This window comes from Pseudomonas sp. FW305-20 (assembly GCF_058788075.1).
On sequence record NZ_JBYTAJ010000043.1, the window covers coordinates 19147 to 44190 of the forward strand.

The window sequence follows — 25044 nt, forward strand, 5'->3', positions numbered from 1 at the left end:
AATCAGAAGAGTTGGGTGAACAGCCAATACAAACTGCCCGACAACAGAATCGCCGCCGGCAAGGTTAGCACCCAGGCCATCAGCAGGTTGCGGATGGTCTTCATCTGCAATCCGCCGCCATTGGCGACCATGGTTCCGGCCACCCCCGAAGACAGTACGTGAGTCGTCGATACCGGCAGGCCGAACATGTCCGCCGCGCCGATGGTCAGCATCGCGACGGTTTCCGCCGAGGCGCCTTGAGCATACGTCAGGTGGGTCTTGCCGATCTTCTCGCCAACCGTCACCACGATACGTTTCCAGCCGACCATGGTGCCCAGCCCCAGAGCGATGGCCACCGCGATTTTTACCCACAGCGGAATGAACCGCGTGGCGTTGTCGATCTGCTGCTTGAACAGTTGCAGCTTGCCATTGGTATCGGCGTCGAAGTTGCCGACCTTGTTCTTGTCCATCAGGCGAATGGTTTCGCTGGTCAGGTACATGTCGTTACGCACGTTGCCCATGGCCTCGGCCGGGACCTTTGCGAGCGAGCCGTAGCCCTTCACTTCACTCCCGATAGTGCCGGTCAACGCGGCCAGGGCGGGGATCAGTTGCGGTGACGCTTCCTTGCTGCGCATGTATTCGGACAGCACCGCGCGCGGGTCGGCCGGCGCTGGCAACGGCGCATTTTTGACCAGCGCTTGCTGGGTGACTTCGGCCACGGCGGCAAACTGCAGCGCCTGGTCGGCCGGCATGGTGCGGTTCAGCGCGTAAGCCATCGGCAGCGTGCCCACCAGAATCAGCATGATCAGGCCCATGCCTTTCTGGCCGTCGTTGGAGCCGTGGGCGAAGGACACGCCGGTGCACGTCAGGATCAACATGCCGCGAATCCACCACGGTGGCGGAGTGTCGCCCTTGGGTGCTTTGTACAGCGCACGATTCTTGACGAAAGCCCGCAAGGCCAACAGCAACAGCGCCGCAAACATGAAGCCGATCAGCGGCGACAGCAACAGTGCGTAACCGACTTTGGTTGCCTGCGCCCAGTCCACGCCGCTAGTGCCGTCGCGGCCGTGCATCAGGGCATTGGCCACGCCGACCCCGATGATCGAGCCAATGAGGGTGTGCGACGAAGACGCCGGCAACCCCAGCCACCAGGTGCCGAGGTTCCACAGGATCGCGGCGATCAACAGGGCGAAGATCATCGAGAAACCAGCGGAAGAACCGACTTGCAGAATCAGCTCCACCGGCAGCAGGGCGATGATGCCGAACGCCACCGCGCCGCTGGACAGCAGCACCCCGAGGAAGTTGAAGAATCCGGACCAGGCCACCGCGAAATTTGGCGGCAAGGAGTTGGTGTAAATCACCGTGGCCACGGCGTTGGCAGTGTCGTGGAAACCGTTGACGAATTCAAAGCCGAGGGCAATCAGCAGCGCCACGCCCAACAGCAGAAACGGCGTCCAGGTGGTCACCACGGTGCCGAGCTCATTCATGTCGTGCATCAGGCTGTAGGCGGTAAACAACAACCCGCTGCCCAGCACCGCGAAGAAAATCACGAGGGTCAGCAGGCTGGGCTTTTTATCGAGTTGAGGTTTGGAGCTACTGGTGGGCGCCTGGGCGGCGGTGAAGGAAGGAGTCGCCATGACGGACAATCCTGAGGAGAGAAGGAATGTCGCCCATGATCGTTGCTGAATGTTACAGAGAGGCTGAGTTAAGTCAGTGTTTGGGTTTATTGCCGATCCGTTGATCAGAATGCAGTACCTGTGGCGAGGGAGCTTGCCCCCGTTGGGTCGCGAAGCGGCCCCCAGCATTCTTTCAGTTACATCGTTTTTGCAGGTTTACGACTGCTGCGCAGCCGAACGGGGCGGTGCGGCGTTCCGACAAGCCCCCTCGCCACAGTGAATCGAAGGCGCTCCGATATTAATAATCCTGGCGCTTACGGAATGCCCAACGCCCGGCGATCACGGTAAACGTCGCGACCAATGCCACCAGAATCCAGAACCCTTCCGGGTCGCCGGAAAGCGGCACCCCGCCGACGTTCATGCCAAAGAACCCGGCGATGATGTTGATCGGCAACGCCAGCACCGTCACCACGGTCAGGGTGAACAGCGTGCGGTTGCTCTGTTCGTTGAGGTTGGCGGCTATTTCTTCCTGCAACAGCTTGATCCGTTCGCCCAACGCCGTGAGGTCGTTGATGATCAGCGCGAACTCCTCGGTGGACTTGCGAAGCTCCTTGACGTCTTCCTTTTGCAACCACTGCGGCGGGCGATTGAGCAGGCGCAGCAACGAGCCCGGCTCCAGCGCCAACAAGCGTTGCAAGCGCACCAGCACCCGTCGGTTGGCACCCAGCTCAGCCCGGTTGGTCGACAGCCGCGAAGACAGCAACTCATCTTCGATCTGATCGACACTGAGGCTGGTCTTGCGCACGATCTGGGTCAGCACTTCGCCCTGATCGCGCAGCAGATGCACCAGCAATTCCAGTGGCGAGCGAAAGCACTCACCGGCCTTCACCGACGAGCGCAGCTTGTCCACCGAGTGCAGCGGTTGCAGCCGTGCGCTGACGATCAGCCGACTGCGGGCGCAAACCCACAAGGTCGAAACATCGGACGACACCATGCTGCTGAGGTTGAACACCACGTCGTTGACCACCGCCAGCAACGCCGAATCCACATGCTCGATACGCGTCGAACGCGAACCTTCATGCAGTGCTTCGAAAAATTCATCGGGCAATTGCAGATGGCTTTTCATCCAGCGCTCGCATGCGGCGTGGGCCAGGTTCAGGTGCAGCCAGAGAAATTCGTCGTTGTCGCCGGGTTGTTGCAGGCACTGCAACGCCTTGGCCGAATCGAGCTCGCGGCCGCGCTCGCCGGGGCGAAAACTGAAACCGTACAGCAGACCGAACAGGTCGGTGTCGCGATGACGTTGGTCGATGCTGTGGTTCATGGGGTCTCGCTGTGAGGAGGCGCCTGTTGCGGGTTTCACAGGTTCACTTGAACCGCATCATTGCAAGGAGTTTTGACCGTTTTGTGACAAGGCGGTGGAGGCGAAATGATGGCGCTACCGACGGTCGGAATTGGTTAAAGAACCGCTCTGGCCCGCCGATCTTGCCTACGTTAACTCGCACGGCTTTGACCACTGGCCAAGGTCGCAGACAGGGATGTCCGGACTTCTTTCACGCCTCGCCCGGCGTGCCTCATTCCTGTCATGAGTACCTTCCGATGTTTTTGCAAAAGTCCTTGAGAGCGCAAATTCTCGCCCTGCTGAGCGGCAGCCTGTTCGCGATGCTGTTGATCGCCCTGGCCTGCTTTCACTTTCTTTCCAGCGGTGTTCAGAACTACGCGAATCTGATCGAAGGCCCGCTGCACACCTCGCAATTGATCGATGAAGCCAACCTGCAATTCAAGGTGCAGGTACAAGAGTGGAAAAACGTTCTGCTACGCGGCAAGCAGCCTGCGGATCTGGACAAATACTGGAAGCAATTCGAAGACCGTCAGCGCGATGTGCAGGGCATCCTCGGTGAACTGGCCGGGCAGAAGGGTATCGAGCCGTCACTCAAGACGCGCATCGAACGCCTGCGGGACGAACATCGTCTGTTGGGCGCGGCTTATCGGAAGGGCCGTGACGCCTACGTGGCGGCAGGCGCCGACCCAACGGCTGGTGATACGGCGGTCAAAGGTGTCGACCGCGCAACCAGCGATCAGATGAGCGAGTTGGTCAGTGAGTTACGCAAGCAAGGGGCCGAGCAATCGAAGCTGATCAGCGCCGACGCCGACCGCACCGTGTTGCTGGGGATCATAGTGATGCTCGCTTCGGGGCTGTTGATCGGGTTGTTGAGCCTGTGGCTGGTCAACCGCAACCTGGTCGAACCGATTCGCAAACTGATCGAGTACGTGGCGCAACTCAGCCAGGGGCGTTTCGCCGAACGCGTGGCCAGCACCCGTCAGGACGAACTGGGAAAACTGGCGATAGCCGCCAATACCCTGCGCGATTTTCTTGCCGAAACCTTCAACCGTTTGCAGCGCAGCGCCTCGGATCTGGACAGCGCCAGCGGTGAACTGAATTCCATCGCAACCCTGATGGCCAGCGGCACTAACGAGCAGTTCAACCGCACCGATCAGGTGGCCACGGCGATGAACGAAATGTCCGCTACCGCGCAAGAAGTCGCACGTCACGCCGCCGATGCGGCACGCGCCGCCGATGATGCCGACCAGTCCGCCCAGCAAGGCGAAAAAGTCATGCAGGGCACCATTCACACCATCACCCAAATGCGCGGCGAAATCGCCAATACCGCCACGGTCATCCGTCGTCTGGAAACCGACAGCGGGCGCATCGGCAAGGTACTGGAAGTGATTCGCGGCATCGCCGAGCAGACCAATCTGCTGGCGCTCAACGCCGCCATCGAAGCAGCCCGTGCCGGTGAAGCCGGGCGCGGTTTTGCGGTGGTGGCGGATGAAGTCCGCAGCCTGGCCCAGCGCACGGCGGCGTCGATCATCGAGATCAACCAGATCATTCAAACGGTGCAAACCGGCGCGGTGGACGCCGCTCTGGCGATTGAAAGCGGTCAGTCGCGCAGCGAGGAAAGTGTCGAGCAAGTGACTCAGGCCGGCGTCATGCTGGAGCGCATCACCCTTGCCGTGGAAGCTATCCGCGACATGAACCGCCAGATCGCCACTGCCGCGGAAGAGCAGACGTCGGTGGCCGAAGACATCTCGCGCAACCTCACCGAAATCACCAGTATCGCCAGCACCAATCTGGACAACGTGCAGCGCACCGAAGCGGCCAGTCAGAACCTGCACGGGTTGTCGGGGCAGTTGAATGAAGTGACGGCGCGTTTAAGCGCGTAACGGGAATGACCTGGCAGATCACACCGGCAAGCTGAAAGTAAACGTCGTGCCCTGTTGCTCGGTCGAGACCACGTCCAGTTTTCCGCCATGGGACCGAGCAATCTGACTGGCAATGTACAACCCCAACCCGAGGCCGGTCTGCGGTGCTCCGCTGGCCGGGCGCGCGTAGGGCCGGAACAGATAGGGCAGCGCATCCTCGGCAATCACGCCCTGGTTTTTCACGCTCAGCACGAACTGTCCTTCGTTGATCTGCGCGCTGATTTCGATCGGACTATCGTCCTCTCCGTGAGCAACTGCGTTCGCCACCAGATTGGAGAGTAATTGCGCGACCCGCTCGCGATCACAATGAATGCTGCGCAGGTCGCCGATAGACGAGGTTATGGTGCGGTCGGGATGGACGTTCTGAACCTCTGAAATCACATGCCGCAAGGCATCCTCAAGATCCGGGCACGGCTCGATGTTCACTGGAATGCCACGGCCCAAAGCGCCGCGAGCGAAATCCAGAACGTCATCCACCAGTTTGGTCGCACGAAGGGCGCTGGTGAGGATGTGCCGGGCCCGTTGCTGATTCGCCGGATCGGGTAGTTTGCGCAGGAGCATTTCGGCACCGGCGCTGATGGCGAACAAAGGGTTGCGCAGATCATGCCCGAGCACGGCAATAAACTGTTCGCGCAGTTCGGCGGTTTCCCGTTCCTGGTTCAGCGCTGTTTCGGTCTTTTGCAGGTTTTCTTCGGCCTCGATTTGCAGCGCCAGCATCCGGGCGAAGGATTCCATGGTGCTCTGGATCGTGCTGGATTTGAGCGGTGCAGGGTTGGGGTCAAGGGCGCAGATGGTGCCGAAAAAGCGTCCGTCGGTGCGGAAAACCGGCACGGCGATGTAGCTTTCGAACTGATAGAGACGAGGGGTGTGGTGATCGCGGTAAAGCGGGTCTTCACTGGCTTTGTCGATGACCACCGAGTGATGCGCCTGACGAATTTCGTGGCACAGGGTCGTGGCAAGATCCAGCTCCCCGCCAACCTGTAGACCGAAATTCAGCTGGTCGAGCACCGCACACGCGGTCCATGAATCTTCGGTGACCCGGGCCACGGCGACGAAGCGCAGGCCCGTCAGTTCGCGGATCACTTGAAGAATCGCCGGCACCGCACTGATCCGGCCGATCGTGGCGATGTCTGCTGCCGCTGCTTGCCCCATTTCGACCCATCTCTGCAATGAACAGTTTGGTGTGATTCTAGCGGGCTGCCGCTGCGTTGGCGCGACTTGATTACCTGAATTTGAGATGCAAAAAAGCCGCACGATCCGAAGATCGTGCGGCTTGTTATTTGCGCATCAGTTGTCTTGCTTGTTGCTCAGTACTTTGCCAGTGGTGGCATCGAAGTCCACGTCAAATTCTTTGCCGTCGGCAGTGCGCAGTTCGACTTCGTACTCGTAGCCATTGAAGTGGTTATCCAGATCGGTGTCGGTGATGGTCGCGCCAGGATGCAGTTTCAGAGCCTCCTCGTTCATTGATTCCAATGACTTGATCTTGCCGCTTTTGACCAGCTCGGGGATCTGGTCGACGCGGACATCGGCCTGGGCCAGGCCAGCGGTGAGGGTCAGGGCAGCGGCAGTGAACAGGGCAGTCAGGGTTTTCATGAGGTTCTTTCCTTAGGTGATCTGTTTAAGTGGGATCAGGTTAACCGGCGCAACTTAATCCACCCTTAATTCTCCGAACGCGACTGGGTATGGATCGTTCCCACGTTCATCAGTAACCGTTGTTCTGCAGCAACTGCGCCACGCTGGCCGCCGCCGGACGTTTGTAGAACTTGAGCAACTCGCTGGCGCGGTTGGTGAAGATACCGTCGACGCCGGCGTCCATGACTTTCTGGTAATCCACGGCATCGTCGACGGTGTAAACGTGCACCAACAAGCCCTGATCGTGGGTGTACTGGTTCATCCAGGGTTGCACCAGGTCCGAGTAACTCTGATCGCCACCCTTGGTCAGCGCCGCAGATGGGCCGGTGCCGATCGCGCCCTGGGCTTTGGCGTACTCGACCCATTGCTGGAATTCGGCTTTGTCTTTCGGTTGCTGTTTGGCGTAGTAGGTGGCTTTGTCCTTGTCGCCGGACTCGGCAAACGTCACCTTGGATTTTGGCTCGATGCTGCCTTCGCCGACCCACAGCAGGAGGATTTTCGGCACTGTCGGCATTTCTTTCTGGAGCAGTTCGAGACTGCTCTTCTCGAAGGTTTGCAGCACGACTTTACCTTTGCCCTGGCCAACCGCCAGATCGCTCTTCGCCAGTTTCGAACCCGCCGGGCTCAACCAGCCGCGATCCTGGAGTTTTTCCTTGAGGTCGCGCTCGATCCCGGGAAACTGCTTCGGCTCTTTGGTTTCGATGTACAGACCGGGCTTGTGCAGCGGATTGCCTTGGGCAATGTCGATGATTTCATCGAGGGTCAGAATTTTCAGACCGACATACGCAGGACGCGCGCGATCCGGGTAGGCAGCGTTGAACCAGCTGCCGGCATCGAGGGTTTTCAGCTCGGCGATAGTGAAGTCGTTGGCAGGGCGGTCCTTGCGCTCAGGGAATTTACTGGCGACATCGGTGGTGCGTTGCAGGTTGTCGTCGTGCAGGGCGAACAGCACGCCGTCCTTGCTGCGTTGCACGTCCAGTTCCAGGTAGTCGGCACCCAGATCGCGGGCCAGTTTGTAGGCGGCGGCGGTGGATTCCGGGGCATCGAAGGACGCGCCACGGTGAGCGATCACGGCCGGATGCGGGATGCCCATGCGGGCGGCCAATGCGGTGGGGCTTGGCTCGCTGGCGGCCTGTGCCTGGCCGAGGCCCAGCATCAGACTCAGCAACAGGGCGCTCTTGGTGAAGGTAGCAGGCATGGTCGAGGTCCTTTCGCAGGTTTTCAAAGACGTCTCTTTTAACAACTGAGCGCCGCTTGCGCTATCGCCAGACCGACATAAACCTGTTTAAAGCAGATTTTTTCAGCGCTTTTGTGCGCTTCTTTGCAGTACTCTTGGCCGCGGCAGTTACCCCGGCAGAGGGAACGCCCATTCGCTTGCCCTGCGTGTAAACCATCGATCACCGGTCCTTTGCGACCTTCTGTGAGGTTTATCATGCGCACCACTTCCGAGCTCATCTGCCAGGCCGCCGACCAACTCAAAGGCTTCGTCGGCCTCAATCGCAAGACCGGCCAGTACATCGTTCGTTTCAGCGAAGACTCCTTCGGCATGGACGTGGCTGACGACGGCATTATTCCCACCAGCGAATTCGTCTGGGCCCCAGGTTCCGCGCAGGCCATGACGCTCAAGCGTGAGCTGATTCAGTTGTTGCTGGATCAGAACATCGATGACCGGATCAACATCACCGAGCCGTTGCGGGTGTACATGAATCGGCGGGAAGTGCCGGAGATTTCGGCGGTTCGCAGTCTCGTGCAGAGCTGTTGCGGTGGCTGTGGTGGCTCTGCTACATAAAATCTCCCACATGGGTCTTGTGATCGACACATAACCCATGTGGGAGTGAGCCTGCTCGCGATGACGGCCGTAAGAACACCACAACCATTCACTGGTTGAACGCATACGCCCGTTCTAGTGGTAACCGTGATCACCGTCGGTGCGCAGGGAGGTAAAAATCACCGCGTAGTAAGGCGCTGGCGCAGTGTTGGCGATCATGACTTCTGCCCCTTGCAGGCGGCGATCAACGCACGGACCAGCGGCGGCAGCTTGCCCTTGAGCGCTGCGCGTTCAGGCTGGAACAGTGTTGCGACGAAGAACGGATGCCCTTTGAGTTCCACCGCCCGCAAGTCACCTGAAGCATCGTGGCCAACAGCGCACAACTGTTGGCTCAACAACTCACGTTCGAACGCTGGATTGACGCCGTAGCGACAGCGATAGCCTTCGACAATCTCAGCGTTTTCGTACGCATCGGCGATCAACGAACCTTCAACCAGATGAATGCTGTCGACGGCTTCCACCAGCGAACAGCTCAGAGGCGTGAGCAACGCTCGTTCCGCATCCGGCGATGTTTCACCGTGTTCGGCATCGTCCCAGCCCAGAACATTTCGGGCGTATTCGAGTACGGCGTGTTGAAAGCCGCCGCAGGTCCCCAGGAACGGCCGTTGCTGTTCACGGGCAAAACGAATCGCTCGCAACGCACCGTCCCTGTCGCGGTAAGGGCTGGCGGGCACGCACCAGAAACCGTCGAAATCAGCCGATGGCGCATCGGCGCTGATACGGTCGGTGGCCAACCACTGGAACTGCACGTCGATGTTCGCCTGTTCAGCGGCCATGCCGAGGGCGATGGGGATCGCCTGGTGAGCGGTGACTTGCGAGTCGTAATCGCCGATCAGGGCGATGCGAATTGGGCGGGTTTCCATGAGTGCGCTCCACGCTTGTTGATTCCTGGCAGCCACTATAGATTGGCGTGCACGCACTCAATATTGGCGTTATCCCAATTGATCAATGCACCGATGCACTATCGGCTGGATTACCCCGACCTGTCCCTGATCCTCGCGTTGGTGCGCGGCGGCTCTCTGGCCCGGGCGTCGACGCTGTTGAAGGTCGACGTCTCGACCGTGTTTCGCGGCGTGCGCCGACTGGAAGCTGCGCTGGGCCAGCAACTGTTCGAAAAAAGCCGCGCCGGCTACTTGCCCACCACCTTGGCGAAAACCCTGGCCGAGCAGGCTGAGCGTGCCGAACAGGCGCTGGAGGCTGCGCGCATTGGCGTGGAGCAGGGCGGTGAAGTCATCAGCGGCACGGTGCGCCTGACCTGCACCGATTCGGTCTTGCAAGGCTTGTTGCTGCCGGCGTTGGCGAAGTTCATGCCTGGTTACCCGGCGCTGACCATCGAGCTGAGTACGTCCAACGACTTCGCCAACCTCAGCCGTCGGGATGCCGATATCGCCTTGCGCTTGACTCGCACCCCGCCCGAGCACTTGGTGGGTCGGCGATTGGCCCAGGTTTCCTATCGAGTCTGTGCCAGTGAGGCGTATCTGAAGGCGGTCGATTCCGAAGACTTGGCGTCGCTGACCTGGATCGCCCCGGACGACTTCCTCCCCGATCACCCCACCGTTGTGTGGCGCCGTCAGCAGTTGCCGGGCGTCATACCGGGTTATCGCTGCAACAGCATGTTGTCGGTGACTGAGCTGGTGCGGGCCGGGCTCGGTGTCGCGGCATTGCCGGACTTCCTCATCGGTGACGGACTGCAGCCGTTGAGCGAGCCACTTCACGGGTACGACACGGCGCTCTGGTTGCTGACCCGCCCGGACTGCCGTGCCTTGCGCTCAGTGGTGACGTTATTCGATGAGTTGGGGCGAGCGCTTCGATTGCCTTGACCGAGCGCTAAACCTTCGGCTGATCCTTACGCACGAAGTGCTGATGCATTTCCGAGGTCAGGCTTTCGATGCGTTCGGTGAGGGCCTTGGTCATTTCGGTGAGCCGGGTGTTTTGCTCGAGTAACTCCAGCAGTTGCGCGGTGTTCTGCGCCGCTTGTGCCTGGCGCTCACTGTTGGCGACGGCCAGTGCTTCGCGGTGCAGCGCATCGGCTTCAGATTGGGCTTTGTCGCGTGCTGCCTGGCGGGTCTGGGCCAGCAGGATCAGCGGCGCGGCATAAGCCGCTTGAAGGCTGAAGGCGAGGTTGAGCAGGATGAACGGGTAGAGATCGAAGTGGGCCACGCCGAACAGGTTGAGGCAAATCCATACCACCACGATCAGCGTCTGCGCCCCGAGAAAGGTCGGCGTGCCGAAGAACCGCGCGAAGGCCTCGGCGCGCAGTGCAAACTTGTCATTGCCAAAGGTGGGCGCCAGGTGGGCGTGAGGGCGATGAAAGCGCAGGTGGTCAACTGGGGCGGGGGCGGGTTTGGTGCCGGAAGTCGTGGTGGTCATGGTGCTCTCTGCATGGCGCTGGGACTGAGGCCCACTATAGCCCCAGCGCCAGTTTCATTCTGAAACACATTGCGGTGTTTTATTCAGAGCGAACAGTGATTGGAAAATCGACAGACATTGTCATTTATTGCAGCTCGGTTCAGAGCTGATAGCAGGCCAGAAACATGTCCAGCGCCGACTCCACAACAGTGGTCTGCATTTCCGCAGACAAGCCGGGCAGCCCCATGGAAATCTGTGGCCAGAACGCAAAGGATTTGAGCATCCCCTGAATCTGTTGTGCGGCGAATTCGGGGGCGACCGGTTTCAAACGGCCATCGGCCTGGGCAGCGCGGATCCACATGGTCAGGCCTTCTTCGCGCTCACCCATTCGGGCGACCATATTCTGCGCGCGCTCGGGGGAATGGATGGTGGCGGCGATGGCCACTCGCGCCAGATCGAGAAAATTGTCATCGCCCAGCATCTGCATTTTCGCCATCAGCATCTGGCGCATCTGCTCGCGCAGCGGCACGTCAGGGCGGTAGGGCGTTTCCTGTTCTGCCGTCACCCGCGCCCACAATTGATTGAGGATTTCGGCGAACAATTCTTCCTTGCTGGGGAAATGGTTGTACACCGTGCGCTTCGACACGCCGGCGGTGGCGGCGATCTTGTCCATGCTGGTGATGTCGAAACCGTTGGCACGGAATTCGGCAATCGCCGCCTGAATGATGGCTTCGCGTTTTCGGTCGGTGAGGCGCTGTGGAGCTGTCATAAGTACGCTTCGGCAGAAAGAGGTAAGAATTACACTTGGCAGTTTACTTGCGATCGGCTTTGATGCAACCTTGGAACTACACTGTGCAGTGTAATGTTTTGTTAACCCTGTGCAGCGAACAATAGATCTCCGGCTGATGCGTGCGTGCCTTGGCCATTTATCGTCCCCAAGCGGAAAACCACGAAGCAGGTGGTTTTCCTGGAGTCATTCAATCATGGCCACTTCAACTTCCCCCTCGGATAACGCTTCTACGCCGGAAGCTTCCCGTCAGGCAGAAGGGTTCTTTCGAAACCATGCGCTGGTAAAACGCGAAGGCTTTCGCAAAACCCTGCGCATCATGTGGAACATGATCTTCCACAAACCGCGTAACACCCGCCCGACAGCACCTGTCCCGGTGCAAACCCTGACTCAGGCAGCGTTGATCGCCGCCCCCAACCACAGCGTTTACCGCCTCGGTCATTCCACCGTACTGCTGAAACTGCGGGACAAGTTCTGGATCACCGACCCGGTCTTCGCCGACCGCGCCTCACCCGTGCAATGGGCCGGCCCCAAGCGCTTTCACCAACCGCCGATCAGCCTCGAAGAACTGCCACCGATTGAAGCAGTGATCCTGTCCCACGATCACTACGACCACCTCGACTATCAAGCGGTGCTCAAACTGGCGGACAAGGCCAAGTACTTTCTCACACCACTGGGCGTCGGAGACACCTTGATCAAATGGGGCATCGACGCCAGCAAAATCCGGCAACTGGACTGGTGGCAGGGCACTGAGGTCGACGGTATTCAGTTCATCGCCACACCTTCGCAGCACTTTTCCGGTCGCGGTCTGTTCGATGGCAACAGCACGCTGTGGGCCTCGTGGGTAATGATCGATGGTGACACGCGAATCTTCTTCAGCGGCGACAGCGGTTATTTCGACGGCTTCAAACGCATCGGCGAACAGTACGGCCCGTTCGACCTGACACTCATGGAAACCGGTGCCTACAACGTTGAGTGGCCGCATGTGCACATGCAGCCAGAGCAAACCTTGCAAGCGCACATCGACCTCACAGGTCGCTGGTTATTGCCGATCCACAACGGCACGTTCGATTTGTCGATGCACGCCTGGTACGAACCTTTCGACCGCATCCTGGCGTTGGCCTGGGAGCGGAATGTGTCGATTACTACGCCGCAGATGGGGCAGGCGTTTAATGTGATGTATCCGCAACGAGGTAGCACTTGGTGGTCGGAGATGGAGAACGTTGGCGATCAGGTGGAGCCTCAGAACGCATAGCGTGTGAAACCGGGCTGAGCGTCTTAAGCGAAAACCACCTCAATACGGCCCTCTTTTCGTGATCGGGGGGCTGACTTGATCACGATCTGCACGTCACGTCCGAGCAATGAAAGGCATTCCATCATCTTTGCTTCACTGATACCTCGAAACTTTCCGCGCAACATCTCGGAAAGCTTGGGTTGAGACAGGCCCAAGATTTCAGACGCTTGAACTTGGGTCAAATGGCGAGCCTTGATGATCTCGCCAATTTTGGCCGCCAATTGCGATTTGACTCGCATTTCATTGGCGTTGGGCGTCCCGAGGTCTTCATAGACGTTCCCGCTGCTCTCTTCGATTTCAATCATTTCCTGATCCTTTTGCGTGATCCTGCGCCGCTTGAAGTCTCTTTCTGATCAAATCGACGTCGCACTGCGTGGTTGTGATACCCGTAGTCGACTTCTTCTGAAAGCAGTGCAGAACATAAATGGCATTACCAAAACGAACGGTATAAACGGCGCGATAGGTGTTCGTATTGAAGTCATCCACCATCTCAAGCACACCTGCACCTCCAAAACCCTTTAGAGGCTTCGCGTCGGGATGTTTTGCACCGCTTTGTGCCAGATCTAGTGCATGACCAAAAACATCTTGTACATCTGCGGGCATTTGCTTGAGGTCTTTCTTGCTGCTGCTAACCCACAGGAGTGACTTCCTTGTACTCATGCGAAAATATACCTATTTGGGAATAATCGTCAATCGATGATTTCTCACTCAACCATCGCATAATCCGCCCGCCCCACCGGATCAGGTGTCGACCCTTTCACATTCATCCCTCGCCCCGGCGCAAACCCCGGGAAGAACACCAACCCCTCCGATTCAAACCGATAAGCCAACGCCAGCCGCGTAACATCCAGCACATCGCGTTCATCCTCAAATCGCTGAATAGCGTCCACCGAAACCCCGGATTGCCGAGACAGTTCCTCCACACTCCAACCCAGCATTGCTCGGGCCTGAGCGCTATGCGCGGGGGTGAACTGGAAAAGGGCGATACGTTCCAGGGTGATTTTCATCGCAAGAGAGGCCATGGTGTTCTCCGGGCTCAAGAGTGCTGATTCAAAATGTACTGTGTTTTTGTACAGTTGTTTTGAGCGCGAAGCAAACTCATTTTTTGATCGGTTCTATCGCGTCCCGTCCAGCCAGTTCGTTGGCGCCTGTCCCAGCACGCGGCGGAACATCGTGGAAAACGCGGCCGGGCTGTCATAGCCAGAATCCAGGGCAATGCGCGTCACCGGTTCTCCCACCACCAGCCGCGCCAGCGCCAGTACCACGCAGGCTCGCTGGCGCCATTGGCTGAAGCTCAGGCCCGTCTGTTGGCGGAACAGGCGATTGAAAGTTCGCAGGCTGATATGCAAATGATCGGCCCATTGCTGTGGCGACTGATGAGCGTCGGGCTGCTGCACAAAGCCCTGGCACAACGTGAGTAGCCGCGCATCGACGGGCAGGGGAATGTGCAACGGCAGGTGAGTGCTGCGCGCCAGTTCATGCAGCAGCAAGCCGATCAACGTACCGTCGCGCCCACGCTCGTCATACGCCAGCGGGATCTCCACCGCTTCCATCAGTAAATGCCGCATCAACGGCGAAACGCTGATCACTTGGCAGCGATCCCCCAGATCCACCGCCCCCGGCTCGATATACACACTGCGCGTGCTCACCCCCAGCATCAGCACTTCATGCGCCACTCCCGGCGGAATCCACACCGCCCGCTGCGGCGGCACCACCCAACTGCCGTCGTGCGTGCTCACCTGCATTACCCCCGTGGCGCCGTACAACAATTGCGCCCGCCGATGTGTATGACGAGGCAACAAATGGCCGTGGGAATAATCAGTACCGATGGCCACCACCGGCCGTGGCGTGTGGTCCAGCAGATCAATCGAAACATTGCGCATCGAGCAGTCCCAGTGGTTGGCGTAAACGCGAGCATTATTGGCTGACTTGCTGAAGCAGGCCAAGGCGCATCGCTCTATCGTCGACCGCTCTCAACCAACGGACGACCTCCATGTTCTATCTTCTGCTGGCACTCTTCGGCTGCATGACCGGCGTCACCGCAGTGCTGTTCGGCTTCGGCGGCGGTTTCGTCGTCGTGCCATTGCTGTACCGCATGCTCATGGCCAGCCACGGCACAGACGACCCCGTCAGCCAATCGGCGATGCACATTGCCGTGGCAACCTCGACCTGCGTGATGATCGTCAACGCAGCGATCGCCACCGGAAAACACCGCCGCGCCGGTAATCTCATTCGTCATTACCTGTGGCCGTTGGGCGGGTTTATCGGCGTGGGCGCGGTAGTGGGCGCCGTCGCGGCGATGTGGGCCAGTGGCGAGGTGATCCGCTATGCCTTCATCGCGTACCTGGGCGTGACCATCGCGGATTGCCTGGTGCGACGCGGCTTTCTTACAGCGCCAGACACCGCCATCCCACGGCGATTAGGAAGGGCAGAAGTGTCTGGCGGCGGTGTAGGAATCGGCACCATCGCCACGTTTCTCGGCGTAGGCGGCAGCGTCATGACCGTGCCGTTGTTGCGGCGTTGTGGGTTGAGCATGTCCCAGGCGACGTCCATGGCCAACCCGCTGAGTTTGCCCGTGGCGTTGGCCGGGACACTGACTTACATGGCGATGGCTGGGTTTAGCGAGTTTGATCTTGGACCGTGGTTTGTCGGTTATGTGGATCTGCTGGCGTTTGCGGTGTTGACGGTGGGGTCGCTGGTGGGGATTCGGTTGGCCACGCCGTGGATTGGGCGGATACCGGATCGAATGCATGCGCGGGTGTATGTTGGTTTACTGGTTTTGGTGATGCTGGGTATGTGGGTCAAGTGATCGGGATAAGGATATCGTCCGGACTTTCGACCCCTCCAGTCGTTCTAGTGCACTCATGGCTTTGCGATTGATGGTCAAGCACGACTTGCTGACCGATGCGGAGCTGTCGCTTCTCTGCGAAGCGGCAAGGGAGGAGATTGCTGACGTTATTCGCCAGCCCTATAAGCTTGAATGGGTTGAAGAGAACGTACGGTAGGACTGAAGATAGTTATCAACCAGCCCTTTATAAGAGAAAGATGGATGTGGATCTTCAATTGCACCGAAGCGGCAAGTAACTTCTTCAGCCGCGTGCACAAGGGTAAAAAAATCAGCCCGGTGGACAAACCGCCATCGTCCGTCATTGAAGATGATGTGCCTGATGAGTCAGCGGAACAGTGGCTGGTTCACGCCGTCACTGTTCAACGCAAGCATGTGTTGTACGTCATTCACGTAAAAACTCGTTATTGCATGATTTTTGCGGACGCGAAAAAAGCGGACATCGTAGGTTTCGTTCAACGTTTTTCCGAGCGTTGGATAAACGGCGTGATTCAGCATGCGGGGCAACACGACATACTTCATTGGTTCAACGATGAACTGATAGCGGAGCGATTCCAAGAGAGTTGTCGCGAGTACGTGTTTTACAAGCGCGGACATCGCGGTGCGCAGAAACACATCAATGACATCGCCTGGGTGTTTGAGGGATGTGCTGCCGAACAAGGTTCTTTACCCCCCGACGAGTTCTCGGCAGGCCGCTTCGATGCCGACATGAACAACTACCTGAGAGGTGGTAAAGAGCATAAGGATTACTTCTTCCCGGATGAGGAAATGATCGTTCACTGGTTAAGCCGTTACGGCGGCCTTGACGAGCTTGGCATACAAGCAGCCCGTGAGCGGCACAAGGAAGCGAAACGGGAGATTCGGGAGGCCGTAAGGCAGCTTAATCTCGAAGCGCAATGAGCCGTCGCAATGACGCCGTGCCCCGATCCTTTAACCTTTGAGCCCCGGCGCCTCACGAATAATAAAGTGATCCAGGTTCTCAATATTCGCACTGAACACCCCGAACGTCTGCTCGGGGTTTTTCTTGCTCGGTACCTGCTTCAACTCCGGTGTCACACCATAAAAGAAGCAATACAACTCTTTCCCGCTCTCACTGGCGTGCTTGATCTCTTCCAGAAACGCTTTGCGCTTGCGGTAGTTGTCGATCAGCTTCTTGCTCAAGTAAACGTTGACTGAATAAGGCTTCTTCTTCGCCTCGTCGGCTTGCTTGAACCAGACCTTCTGTTCGAAATCGATGCGAAAACTCTGCGTGTAATCCTTGATCTCCTTGATCTTGCCCCAGTAAATCAGCCCCTTGTTGTCCTGCAGATACTCGATCTTCTTGAAGAACGACCCATAAGGCGCCGTGTGCTCGCCAATCTTCAGCGGCATGCGCTTGAGCAACTCCTTGTCCTCGAAGTTCGACACAAAACACTCCACCGGGTGGGCGAAGACACTGGTCTTGTCCGGTGCTGATTCGCGGCTCGGGTGTTCGACGTCACTGGCCGCTGAAGGCGGTTTCGGATCGTCCCGCATCACATCAGCCGCCACCGCCAGGTTCGACGGCTTACGCACATACTCACGCCGCGTCAGCAACAACTCCGACGGGAAATGCTCCTCGCGACTGTCATCCGTTTCCGCACCGTCCACACCTGACGCCGACGCCTTGAGACTGACATAAGGACAATCCGCCACATGCCGGGTGCTGGGCGTGTTCTTGAAGTGCGGGGTGCGCACGTAGTTCACGTTTTTGGCGTTGAACGTCGTCAACACGTTCGCCGCATCGAAGGCCGCTCTGCATGCGTCATTGGGGCATTGGAAGTGTTCTTTGGTGGAATCGAAATCCATGGTCTCGTCGAAATTCAAATCGCGCACGTCATAGATCGACAGCTTGTCGTCGAGGCTGAGGCAGTAGGCGAGGTCGAATTTCATGGCGGGCTCGGGTCCTTGAGTGGGGAAGGGTATTAATAGCGGGAGGTGGGGCGGGTTGCACTGAATGTTTTTCAGATAAAGTTGGCGCTGCTGAGCATCGGTCTAAACTCTGAGCCTCAATTGTGCTCCGTAGCGAGGCTAACGTGCCATGCAGTCCACCATCAAACTGCTCGATCAGCCCACCAAATATATGTTCTTCACTGGCAAGGGCGGGGTTGGCAAAACGTCGGTTTCCACTGCGGTATCAATCGCCTTGGCTGATGCAGGCAAGAAGGTGCTGCTGGTTAGCACAGACGCGGCCTCTAACCTTGATGAGATGCTCGGTGTCGAGCTGAGCAATCAGCCTGTAGCGGTGCCGAACGTGCCTGGAATGTTCGTGCTCAACATCGACCCCGGGACCGCTGCCATCGACTACCGGGCCCGGGTGGTCGAGCAAATGGGCGCCCAGACCAGCGATCAAGATATTGCTCTGGTGCGAGAGCAACTCTCGGGAGCATGCACGACCGAAATCGCAACGTTCGATGAGTTCTCCCACCTCCTGTCACAGGGCGGCGCGGCCTATGATCATGTCGTGTTCGATACCGCGCCCACGGGGCACACGCTCAGGCTGTTGAGCCTGCCCAAAGCGTGGAGCGGATTTTTGGAAGGCAATGATCGTGGTGCGTCATGCCTGGGGCCGCACTCGGGGTTGAAAATGCAGGAGCAGCTTTTCAATCAGGCGTTGGCGGCGCTGAACAATCCAGCCCTGACAAAGGCGCACTGGGCGAGGCTGCGCGTTCCTCCGACGAGCTCCGTGAGTTGGGTCTGGAAAACCAGCGTTTAGTGGTGAACGCTGTGTTCAAACGCAGCGACTTGAATGATCCGATCGCAGCCGCCATCGAAGCGATCGGCCAGCAGGCGCTCGACGAGATGCCCACGTCGTTGCGCCAGCTTTCAGCCGACTACATTTCGCTCAAGGCTGTAGATTCCGTTGGCTTGCCCGCGCTCCGCAGTCTGCTTTCCCCGGAACTTGCCAGGCCAACAACGGCTGCAACACAAGCGCGCTCACCCCTGGAACATCACACCCTCTCGGAACTGGTTGCCGAGCTTGCAAATGACGAGCGCGGGTTGATCATGGTCATGGGCAAAGGGGGAGTAGGCAAAACCACCATTGCCGCCGCCATCGCCCTGGGCCTGGTACAGCACGGCAAGTCCGTGCACCTGAGCACCACGGACCCTGCGGCGCATCTGGCGGTGACCCTCAACGCCGATGTGCAAGGGCTCGACGTTGGCCGCATCGACCCCAAGGTCGAGACCCAAAAATACGTGGACAAGATCGTGGCCTCCCGCGCGCCGACCCTGACGGAAGATGAAATCGCCTTGCTCATCGAGGATCTACGATCCCCCTGCACCGAAGAGGTAGCGGTCTTCCACGCGTTCTCCCGCGTGGTTGCTCAAGCCAGAACGTCGTTCGTGGTGCTCGATACCGCCCCCACGGGTCATTCACTGCTACTGATGGATGCCACAGGCGCCTATCACCGCCAGATGGTTCGGGAATTCAAAGGCGACTCGGACCACATCGTCACGCCTTTGATGCGCCTGCAAGATGCGCACTACACCAAAATCATCCTGGTGACGCTGCCCGAAGCCACACCGGTGTCTCAGGCGGCAGCACTGCAGGATGACTTGCGCAGGGCCAAAATCGAACCGTTTGCCTGGGTGGTCAATAAGTCTCTATTGGCCACAGACACCGATGACCCGCTGCTGCGAGCGCGCCTGGACAGTGAGCGCAAGCAGATGGCGCGGGTTGCAGACCAAACCCGCCACGATGTCATCGTGGTGCCCTGGACGGCGGAGCCACCTGTTGGGGTCGCAGCACTGAAGCGCCTGTTGGATTGACGCGCCAGCGTCGGCTCACACCCTTCCAACATCGGAGAAAGACCGTGCTAAAAACCGCCATCGCCTCAATCATTCTCTCGGCGCTTGCTGCAAACCTTCACGCTCAGACCATGGATCATTCGAACGACGCGCAACGGCAAGCCGAGGTTGCAGGTCGCGGCAAGGATGTCATGCCGTTCAGCCTCGCAGCGACGACCCATGTCTTCACCAAGACCGCTGAAGGCGGCATTCAGCAAGTGGTCGTCAAAAAGCCTGCGGATGCTGCCCAAGTGCAGTGGGTTCGCCAGCACCTTCAAGACATCCGCGAGCGGTTTCTCAAGGGCGACTTCTCAGGCCCGGCGCACATCCATGGCCAAGACATGCCTGGCCTGGCAGACCTGAAAGCCGCCAAGCCTGGGCAAATGGCGATCACCTACAAAGACATCGAAGATGGCGCCGAATTGGCCTTCAAGACCTCGGATCCAGCCTTGATAGCGGCGCTTCACCAGTGGTTTGATGCCCAGCTTTCCGACCATGGCAAGGACGCGATGGAAGGAGACGCACATCATAGCGAGATGATGAACAAGTGAACGAGGGGCCATGGGCGGCGATCGGCTTAGGCTGGGTAAAAACGTTGTAGAGCAGGTTTGACAGTCAGAACCAGAACAAAAATCGCTCGCCGTCTTCGTGCGCATGTGCCGATGAAGTTCTACAGGCCCAATCACTCAAACTTCAACCGTTCCACCTTCTGAAACAGTGAGGCAGTGAACTCATCCCGGTCACCGGAATGGTGACAACGTCGATGACAGTTCGGACACAGCGCCACGGCATTGCTTGGCCGATCCGAACCGTCCTGTGCCAAATGCTTAACGTGATGGACCTCAAGAAACGGCCTGCCATCCTTTTCAAACGGAGCAGGCTCGCCACAGCCTTCGCATCTACCGTTAGCCTGTTGGCGAACCCAAGCTCTTACCTCAGGATCGCGAACATAAGATTTTCCGCTGGACTGAGTCTGTTCTGGTCTCTCAATCCCTTTCGGCACGTCTTTAATCGGTTGTTTTTCAAGTTTGGCAGATCGCCTTTCCAGCGTTGCCTCGTCCGCCGTCGGGGCAAAATCCTCAGGTGTCAAAGTACTTGGAGCGTTGAGCGCTTCTCGAATGCTTCGCGCAACGTTCGCGCCGACATTCTTGGCGGGTTTGTAGCCCGCAATGCGAGCTCGACCCAACTCCTCCAGCACGGTAGAGATGTTCTGCATCCGAAACTCAACCGACCCTTTGGTCCGACCGGCTAAGGCTCCCTCCCGCAGGATGCTGTTCTCCTCAGTCTTAACGACTTTCTGACCACTCTGCTCTCGGGACAACATGCTGAGATAGGCGTCTACCGCAGCCTGAATCTCAATGTCAGTCCAATCGCTGTTGCTCTTTTCCGTGTGCATAAAATCGCCGAGGGCTGAAAACCCTCGGACGATACTGAGTGGCCATTACGACTGTCTACGAAAATTCCTACGTAAAAGACCGACGAATCGCTCAATTGATCCTACAAAGACGCCGCCACTAACTACCGAATGCTTCGAAGACTGAAAATCAAGCACATAAGCAGTATGTAGGACGTATCCGAAAACTCCGTAAGCCTTTTTTGCTTTTCCTGTGGCAGGACCTACAACAGCACGAAATAAAGGACTATCCATGCCATTACTCAAATAAAGGACTTTTTCATGAAACTGGAACGAAGTCAGTATTTTGGTCGTCATGGAATTTCTTTCGTTATCGTGCACTTTACGGTTGAGCCGAGTGATCGAGGCCGACTTAGAGAGCTTTATCTATACGAGACGAAAACTGCACATTTTGAAGTTAATAATTTAGTAGTCGACCTCTACGAACGAATGCTCGCAAAGGACCGGCTTTGCGCCATGATGGTCGGGATATCCAGCCCGTTGACTCGGGCACACGCGGATACGCTCAATGAACAGCGGATGAGCATTGCCAATATGACCGCTGGTGTCTTCGGTGCTGCTGTGGCTCGAGTTCTGCCTTACGGTTTTATTTCTGGTCCTGTGTTAGGTAAAGCAGGTCATATGTTTGCGCTTGAGCGGTTGCCGACTTATCACGCGGGTGATGTGATTGTCAGTGTCGATGCAAGAGCCCATGGCGGCATAGGCCCCCAGCATTCGACTTCATCGATGATTATCAAGGCAAAAGGTTGAGGCAAGCGATGAGTGAATATTTGGGCTACGGGCTATTGTTGGGTATTGCTCTCATTCTGGGGTTTTTCGTTAGACCGTACCGGTACAGGAAATGGTTGGGTATCAGCGCATTTGTCTTGGGTGGGGTGGCTGCTTTTATAGTGGTGCCAAAGATCGATGGGTTTGATCTTGACGCTTTGCCGATCATGCTTCTTTCTTTCGGTGCAGGTCTTTTTTTTGATAGGCATCGATACAGTAATGATGATTAGAACTGCATTTCTAATGGATAAAAAAAGACCGCCTTTCGGCGGTCTTTTCACGAGTGCTCGGTTCAGCCGGAATCAATCCCAGCTCAACGCCCCACCAGTCTGATACTCAATAACTCTCGTCTCAAAGAAGTTCTTCTCTTTCTTCAAGTCCATAATCTCGCTCATCCAAGGGAACGGGTTAGTCGTCCCTGGATACTCTTCCTTCAACCCAATCTGCGACAGACGACGGTTAGCGATGAACTTCAGGTAATCCTCCATCATCGCCGCATTCATGCCCAACACGCCACGAGGCATGGTATCCCGTGCGTATTCAATCTCCAGCTGAGTACCCTGCAGAATCATCTGCGAAGCTTCTTCCTTCATTTCAGCGTCCCACAAGTGTGGGTTTTCGATTTTGATCTGGTTGATCACGTCGATGCCGAAGTTCAGGTGCATGGATTCGTCGCGCAGGATGTATTGGAACTGCTCGGCGACGCCGGTCATTTTGTTGCGGCGGCCCATGGAGAGGATCTGGGTGAAGCCGCAGTAGAAGAAGATGCCTTCCAGAACGCAGTAGTAGGCGATCAGGTTGCGCAGCAACTCTTTGTCGGTTTCGACGGTGCCGGTTTCGAACTTCGGATCGGAGATCGAACGGGTGTATTTGAGGCCCCAGGTGGCTTTTTTCGCGACCGATGGGATCTCGTGGTACATGTTGAAGATCTCGCCTTCATCCATGGCCAACGATTCGATGCAGTACTGGTAGGCGTGGGTGTGGATCGCCTCTTCGAACGCCTGGCGCAGGATGTACTGGCGGCATTCCGGGTTGGTGATCAGGCGGTACACGGCCAGGACCAGGTTGTTGGCAACCAGGGAGTCGGCGGTGGAGAAGAAGCCGAGGTTGCGCATGACGATGCGGCGCTCGTCGTCGGTCAGGCCTTCCGGGTCTTTCCAGAGGGCGATGTCGGCGGTCATGTTGACTTCTTGCGGCATCCAGTGGTTTGCGCAACCGTCCAGGTACTTCTGCCAGGCCCAGTCGTACTTGAACGGTACGAGTTGGTTGAGGTCGGCGCGGCAGTTGATCATGCGCTTTTCGTCGACGGCTACACGGGCGGAGGCGCCTTCGAGTTCGGCGAGGCCTTCGGCGATGTCGAGGTTGTCCAGGGCAGCTTTTGCACGGGCGATTGCGGCGGAGTCGGACGCGGTTACAGCGCGGGCTTCTTGAGCCGCGACGCCACCGGCGGTGTCGAGGCGGTCCATGTTGGCTTCAGTTGCGTGGCCAGCGTTGGCGCCTTTTACAACGGTTTCGCCGCTGTCTTCTTTGTCGAATTCGTCCCAGCTCAGCATGACGTGTCGTCTCCTGCGTGAGGGCCAGTTGCCCGTGTGAAAACTGATTGGTTGGTTTTTCACACGGCCTTACTGGCCGCGTTGGATAGCGTTTTTTGCAGCGGTACACGCAGGCAAATAAACATAAATTTGTACGGGGTTCCGAGAGCCTCTGACGGGCGCAGAAATCGGTGAAGACTTCGGCGTGGGCTTCAGACTGGCTGTTATCCCTGTAAGGGAATATTGCAGGCCCGTTTAAGGCGGCATTATAGGGAAATTTTTGCGGTCGTGGTGGGGCGAATCCGCGCATGCAGCGGTCGAGAAGGCGGGTTTTTCGGTCGGAGCGAGGGTTTATAGGGCTTTGGCTGGATGTCGAGCGTGAAGATTTTTTTTCATAAATTTTGGCCAACTATTTTTTTGTTCAAAAAACAGCCAGAAAACTGCGTTTTTCACTACATGTTGTGTTTTGAGTCAATTTTCGATGCTCCCAGACACAACTAAGCCCGACCGAAGCCGGGCTGTGAGTTCGCATTCAGGGTCAGCTGAGGCGGGCAGCACCCACGTGGTCGGAACCATCCGCTGCGACCTTGGCTGCACCGGTGTGGTCGAAGCCGTCAGCAGCGACTTTGGCGGCGCCAGTGTGATCAAAACCGTCAGAAGCGAGTTTGCCTGCACCGACGTGATCGGCACCATCGGCAGCGAAAGTCGCCGAGCCGGTATGGTCGTAACCATCAGAAGCGACAGCCGCTTCGGTAGTGAAAGATGCCGAGCCGGTACGGTCGTAGCCGTCAGCGGCGAAGGTGTTAGCGGCCAGGACAGAGAGGGTCAGGGCGAGGATCAATTTGGTTTTCATGGTAGTGGCTCCAGGTTCGTTGGCGTTTTGTGCCTTGGGTGTGGAATTCATACTACGCCAGCTAATTTGATTAAAAAGCGCAAATAAACGCTTAAAACAATCGTATAAGTCGATATATAAGGTTCGGCGCTTCATCTGCCTTAATAGCGGGCGGGTGGGTCGAACCTTGGGACGGTGAGAGCGGGTGATTAGCCGTTGGAGCAGCCGTTACCCATGACGCTGTAGCGAAGAATGTGGCGTTGGCCTTTGGAGTCGTCGTATTCCATTTTCGCCGGAACAACTTCGCAGACGTTCGGGATTTCGCTCATGGAGATAACTTTGGCGATGTCCAGGTGAGTGGAGTAAGTGTATTCCTCAACGGCGGGTTGCTGCTGTGCGACATCAGTCGGGGCCTCGTCTGCCATGGCGGTTGCGCACAGGCTGCTGAGGGCCAGAACTAATAAAGCTTTCATTTCAGATTTACCTTTTAGAGGTCGAATGGGTCACGCAACCTTTTTGGGGTTGCGTGTAGAACTTAAGTACTGGTTTTGGATTAACTGCCTTCGTGGGGGCTGCAACTTGGTTAATCACGTTGCCTGGTTGGCGAGGCTGATTTTAGGCGTGGGGTTTACATTCATATAGGCGTGCTTTTGATAAACACTATTGGCGGATCCTGTAACAATCCTTGAAAAGCGACCTTTGGTTGGCTGATGAAGCCAATGATCGTTCCCATGCTCCAGCGTGGGAATGCCTCAAGGGACGCTCCGCGTCCAGTGACGCGGAGCGTCACGGGCTGCATTCCCACGCAGAGCGTGGGAACGATCAAGTCCCTGAAATCAATGCTTTTGAGCGGGTTGGCGAGGTATAGCCACATTTTGTAGGGGCTTGTTACTACCATCGTCGAATGGTTCTATAGGCCCGGCCCGGCTACAACTGGGGTCATACAAAAACAACTATTCCACCGAGGTAACAAAGATGAGTGCGGCTTCTCTGTATCCCGTTCGTCCCGAGGTTCTGGCCAACACGCTGACTGACGAGGCGACCTACAAGGCCATGTACCAGCAGTCCGTCGTTAACCCGGACGGCTTCTGGCGCGAGCA

At 57.5% G+C, this 25044-nt stretch carries 30 protein-coding genes and 1 pseudogene; 13 read left to right on the plus strand and 18 right to left on the minus strand.

Features of this window, described 5'->3' with window-relative positions:
• Positions 1-2: 2 nt before the first annotated feature.
• Both AC3WP4_RS25770 and AC3WP4_RS25775 read right to left on the minus strand, forming a co-directional pair.
• Positions 3-1616: an inorganic phosphate transporter gene (locus AC3WP4_RS25770; protein ID WP_102616387.1), complete on the minus strand. Its 1614-nt coding sequence runs from the start codon at positions 1614-1616 to the stop codon at positions 3-5.
• Between the two features lie 277 nt (positions 1617-1893).
• Positions 1894-2916 carry a transporter gene (locus AC3WP4_RS25775; protein ID WP_074879282.1) on the minus strand — a complete coding sequence of 341 codons (1023 nt, stop codon included), beginning with the start codon at positions 2914-2916 and terminating at the stop codon, positions 1894-1896.
• A gap of 275 nt (positions 2917-3191) precedes the next feature.
• On the opposite strand from AC3WP4_RS25775, the gene AC3WP4_RS25780 reads away from it, so the two are divergent.
• A complete protein-coding gene (locus AC3WP4_RS25780; RefSeq protein WP_102616386.1) occupies positions 3192-4817 on the plus strand; it encodes a methyl-accepting chemotaxis protein in 1626 nt (541 codons plus the stop codon).
• 18 nt (positions 4818-4835) lie between these two features.
• On the opposite strand, the gene AC3WP4_RS25785 is transcribed toward AC3WP4_RS25780, so the two are convergent.
• The 3 genes from AC3WP4_RS25785 to AC3WP4_RS25795 form a co-directional block, all read right to left on the minus strand.
• The gene (locus AC3WP4_RS25785; protein WP_102616385.1) at positions 4836-6008 is read right to left on the minus strand and encodes a GAF domain-containing sensor histidine kinase; all 1173 of its coding nucleotides are present in this window, start codon (positions 6006-6008) and stop codon (positions 4836-4838) included.
• A gap of 135 nt (positions 6009-6143) precedes the next feature.
• On the minus strand, positions 6144-6449 hold the full coding sequence (locus AC3WP4_RS25790; protein WP_074879276.1) for a PepSY domain-containing protein: 306 nt from the start codon (positions 6447-6449) through the stop codon (positions 6144-6146).
• A 109-nt stretch (positions 6450-6558) separates the two neighbouring features.
• Positions 6559-7686: a glycerophosphodiester phosphodiesterase gene (locus tag AC3WP4_RS25795; protein WP_074879273.1), complete on the minus strand. Its 1128-nt coding sequence runs from the start codon at positions 7684-7686 to the stop codon at positions 6559-6561.
• 234 nt (positions 7687-7920) lie between these two features.
• Here AC3WP4_RS25795 and AC3WP4_RS25800 point away from each other — a divergent pair, with 234 nt between their 5' ends.
• Complete coding sequence (locus AC3WP4_RS25800; RefSeq protein ID WP_102616384.1) at positions 7921-8277, plus strand: DUF2025 family protein; 357 nt, start codon at positions 7921-7923, stop codon at positions 8275-8277.
• Between the two features lie 120 nt (positions 8278-8397).
• Here AC3WP4_RS25800 and AC3WP4_RS25805 read toward each other — a convergent pair.
• Together AC3WP4_RS25805 and AC3WP4_RS25810 are read right to left on the minus strand one after the other, a co-directional pair.
• Positions 8398-8475 (minus strand): annotated as a pseudogene (locus AC3WP4_RS25805) (antibiotic biosynthesis monooxygenase); the annotation flags it as partial.
• Complete coding sequence (locus AC3WP4_RS25810; RefSeq protein ID WP_074879267.1) at positions 8472-9179, minus strand: CTP synthase C-terminal region-related (seleno)protein; 708 nt, start codon at positions 9177-9179, stop codon at positions 8472-8474. The pseudogene AC3WP4_RS25805 and the gene AC3WP4_RS25810, both read right to left, overlap by 4 nt.
• A gap of 15 nt (positions 9180-9194) precedes the next feature.
• On the opposite strand from AC3WP4_RS25810, the gene AC3WP4_RS25815 reads away from it, so the two are divergent.
• Positions 9195-10136, plus strand: a complete 942-nt coding sequence (locus tag AC3WP4_RS25815) for a LysR family transcriptional regulator (protein WP_102616383.1) — start codon at positions 9195-9197, stop codon at positions 10134-10136.
• 7 nt (positions 10137-10143) lie between these two features.
• On the opposite strand, the gene AC3WP4_RS25820 is transcribed toward AC3WP4_RS25815, so the two are convergent.
• A complete protein-coding gene (locus AC3WP4_RS25820) occupies positions 10144-10686 on the minus strand; it encodes a DUF1003 domain-containing protein (protein WP_074879264.1) in 543 nt (180 codons plus the stop codon).
• Positions 10687-10825: 139 nt separating this feature from the next.
• The gene (locus AC3WP4_RS25825; protein ID WP_074879263.1) at positions 10826-11434 is read right to left on the minus strand and encodes a TetR/AcrR family transcriptional regulator; all 609 of its coding nucleotides are present in this window, start codon (positions 11432-11434) and stop codon (positions 10826-10828) included.
• 214 nt (positions 11435-11648) lie between these two features.
• Here AC3WP4_RS25825 and AC3WP4_RS25830 point away from each other — a divergent pair, with 214 nt between their 5' ends.
• Entirely contained in the window at positions 11649-12707 is a 1059-nt protein-coding gene (locus AC3WP4_RS25830; RefSeq protein WP_102616382.1) for an MBL fold metallo-hydrolase, read from the plus strand.
• 23 nt (positions 12708-12730) lie between these two features.
• Here AC3WP4_RS25830 and AC3WP4_RS25835 read toward each other — a convergent pair whose 3' ends face one another.
• From AC3WP4_RS25835 to AC3WP4_RS25850, 4 genes are all read right to left on the minus strand, one after another.
• Entirely contained in the window at positions 12731-13051 is a 321-nt protein-coding gene (locus AC3WP4_RS25835; RefSeq protein ID WP_074879258.1) for a helix-turn-helix domain-containing protein, read from the minus strand.
• Positions 13044-13406, minus strand: a complete 363-nt coding sequence (locus tag AC3WP4_RS25840) for a type II toxin-antitoxin system RelE/ParE family toxin (RefSeq protein WP_074879256.1) — start codon at positions 13404-13406, stop codon at positions 13044-13046. Before AC3WP4_RS25840 ends, AC3WP4_RS25835 begins: the two co-directional genes overlap by 8 nt.
• A gap of 44 nt (positions 13407-13450) precedes the next feature.
• The gene (locus AC3WP4_RS25845; RefSeq protein WP_074879254.1) at positions 13451-13768 is read right to left on the minus strand and encodes a helix-turn-helix domain-containing protein; all 318 of its coding nucleotides are present in this window, start codon (positions 13766-13768) and stop codon (positions 13451-13453) included.
• Between the two features lie 93 nt (positions 13769-13861).
• Complete coding sequence (locus tag AC3WP4_RS25850) at positions 13862-14629, minus strand: AraC family transcriptional regulator (RefSeq protein WP_102616398.1); 768 nt, start codon at positions 14627-14629, stop codon at positions 13862-13864.
• Positions 14630-14739: 110 nt separating this feature from the next.
• Between AC3WP4_RS25850 and AC3WP4_RS25855 the strand changes: the two genes are divergently transcribed.
• Genes AC3WP4_RS25855 through AC3WP4_RS25865 form a run of 3 tightly spaced genes read left to right on the plus strand, consistent with a single transcriptional unit; the run spans position 14740 to position 16491 of the window.
• Positions 14740-15555, plus strand: a complete 816-nt coding sequence (locus tag AC3WP4_RS25855) for a sulfite exporter TauE/SafE family protein (RefSeq protein ID WP_102616381.1) — start codon at positions 14740-14742, stop codon at positions 15553-15555.
• Between the two features lie 55 nt (positions 15556-15610).
• The gene (locus AC3WP4_RS25860; RefSeq protein ID WP_256581789.1) at positions 15611-15751 is read left to right on the plus strand and encodes a hypothetical protein; all 141 of its coding nucleotides are present in this window, start codon (positions 15611-15613) and stop codon (positions 15749-15751) included.
• A 44-nt stretch (positions 15752-15795) separates the two neighbouring features.
• Positions 15796-16491, plus strand: coding sequence for a DUF6933 domain-containing protein (locus AC3WP4_RS25865; protein WP_074879251.1), 696 nt, complete (start codon positions 15796-15798; stop codon positions 16489-16491).
• 30 nt (positions 16492-16521) lie between these two features.
• Here the strand turns inward: AC3WP4_RS25865 and AC3WP4_RS25870 are convergent, their stop codons facing one another.
• A complete protein-coding gene (locus AC3WP4_RS25870) occupies positions 16522-17502 on the minus strand; it encodes a hypothetical protein (RefSeq protein WP_102616380.1) in 981 nt (326 codons plus the stop codon).
• A gap of 148 nt (positions 17503-17650) precedes the next feature.
• Here AC3WP4_RS25870 and AC3WP4_RS25875 point away from each other — a divergent pair, with 148 nt between their 5' ends.
• The 3 genes from AC3WP4_RS25875 to AC3WP4_RS25885 all read left to right on the plus strand — a co-directional run bounded on the left by AC3WP4_RS25875 (position 17651) and on the right by AC3WP4_RS25885 (position 19949).
• The gene (locus AC3WP4_RS25875) at positions 17651-18325 is read left to right on the plus strand and encodes a TRC40/GET3/ArsA family transport-energizing ATPase (protein ID WP_269333951.1); all 675 of its coding nucleotides are present in this window, start codon (positions 17651-17653) and stop codon (positions 18323-18325) included.
• On the plus strand, positions 18301-19380 hold the full coding sequence (locus AC3WP4_RS25880; RefSeq protein WP_269333950.1) for an ArsA-related P-loop ATPase: 1080 nt from the start codon (positions 18301-18303) through the stop codon (positions 19378-19380). Before AC3WP4_RS25875 ends, AC3WP4_RS25880 begins: the two co-directional genes overlap by 25 nt.
• Before the next feature lie 110 nt (positions 19381-19490).
• On the plus strand, positions 19491-19949 hold the full coding sequence (locus AC3WP4_RS25885) for an aspartate carbamoyltransferase (protein ID WP_207250542.1): 459 nt from the start codon (positions 19491-19493) through the stop codon (positions 19947-19949).
• A gap of 131 nt (positions 19950-20080) precedes the next feature.
• Here AC3WP4_RS25885 and AC3WP4_RS25890 read toward each other — a convergent pair whose 3' ends face one another.
• Complete coding sequence (locus AC3WP4_RS25890; RefSeq protein ID WP_102616378.1) at positions 20081-20794, minus strand: HNH endonuclease; 714 nt, start codon at positions 20792-20794, stop codon at positions 20081-20083.
• 279 nt (positions 20795-21073) lie between these two features.
• Between AC3WP4_RS25890 and AC3WP4_RS25895 the strand changes: the two genes are divergently transcribed.
• Positions 21074-21562 carry a hypothetical protein gene (locus tag AC3WP4_RS25895; RefSeq protein ID WP_102616377.1) on the plus strand — a complete coding sequence of 163 codons (489 nt, stop codon included), beginning with the start codon at positions 21074-21076 and terminating at the stop codon, positions 21560-21562.
• A gap of 8 nt (positions 21563-21570) precedes the next feature.
• Positions 21571-21810: a hypothetical protein gene (locus tag AC3WP4_RS25900; protein ID WP_074879239.1), complete on the plus strand. Its 240-nt coding sequence runs from the start codon at positions 21571-21573 to the stop codon at positions 21808-21810.
• Positions 21811-21882: 72 nt separating this feature from the next.
• Here the strand turns inward: AC3WP4_RS25900 and AC3WP4_RS25905 are convergent, their stop codons facing one another.
• From AC3WP4_RS25905 to AC3WP4_RS25915, 3 genes are all read right to left on the minus strand, one after another.
• Complete coding sequence (locus AC3WP4_RS25905) at positions 21883-23133, minus strand: ribonucleotide-diphosphate reductase subunit beta (protein WP_008034875.1); 1251 nt, start codon at positions 23131-23133, stop codon at positions 21883-21885.
• Positions 23134-23650: 517 nt separating this feature from the next.
• Complete coding sequence (locus AC3WP4_RS25910; protein ID WP_102616376.1) at positions 23651-23965, minus strand: hypothetical protein; 315 nt, start codon at positions 23963-23965, stop codon at positions 23651-23653.
• 188 nt (positions 23966-24153) lie between these two features.
• Positions 24154-24417, minus strand: a complete 264-nt coding sequence (locus AC3WP4_RS25915) for a DUF2790 domain-containing protein (RefSeq protein ID WP_059404905.1) — start codon at positions 24415-24417, stop codon at positions 24154-24156.
• Between the two features lie 502 nt (positions 24418-24919).
• Here AC3WP4_RS25915 and AC3WP4_RS25920 point away from each other — a divergent pair.
• A partial coding sequence (locus tag AC3WP4_RS25920) for a hypothetical protein (protein WP_256581209.1) occupies positions 24920-25044 on the plus strand: 125 nt, incomplete at its 3' end.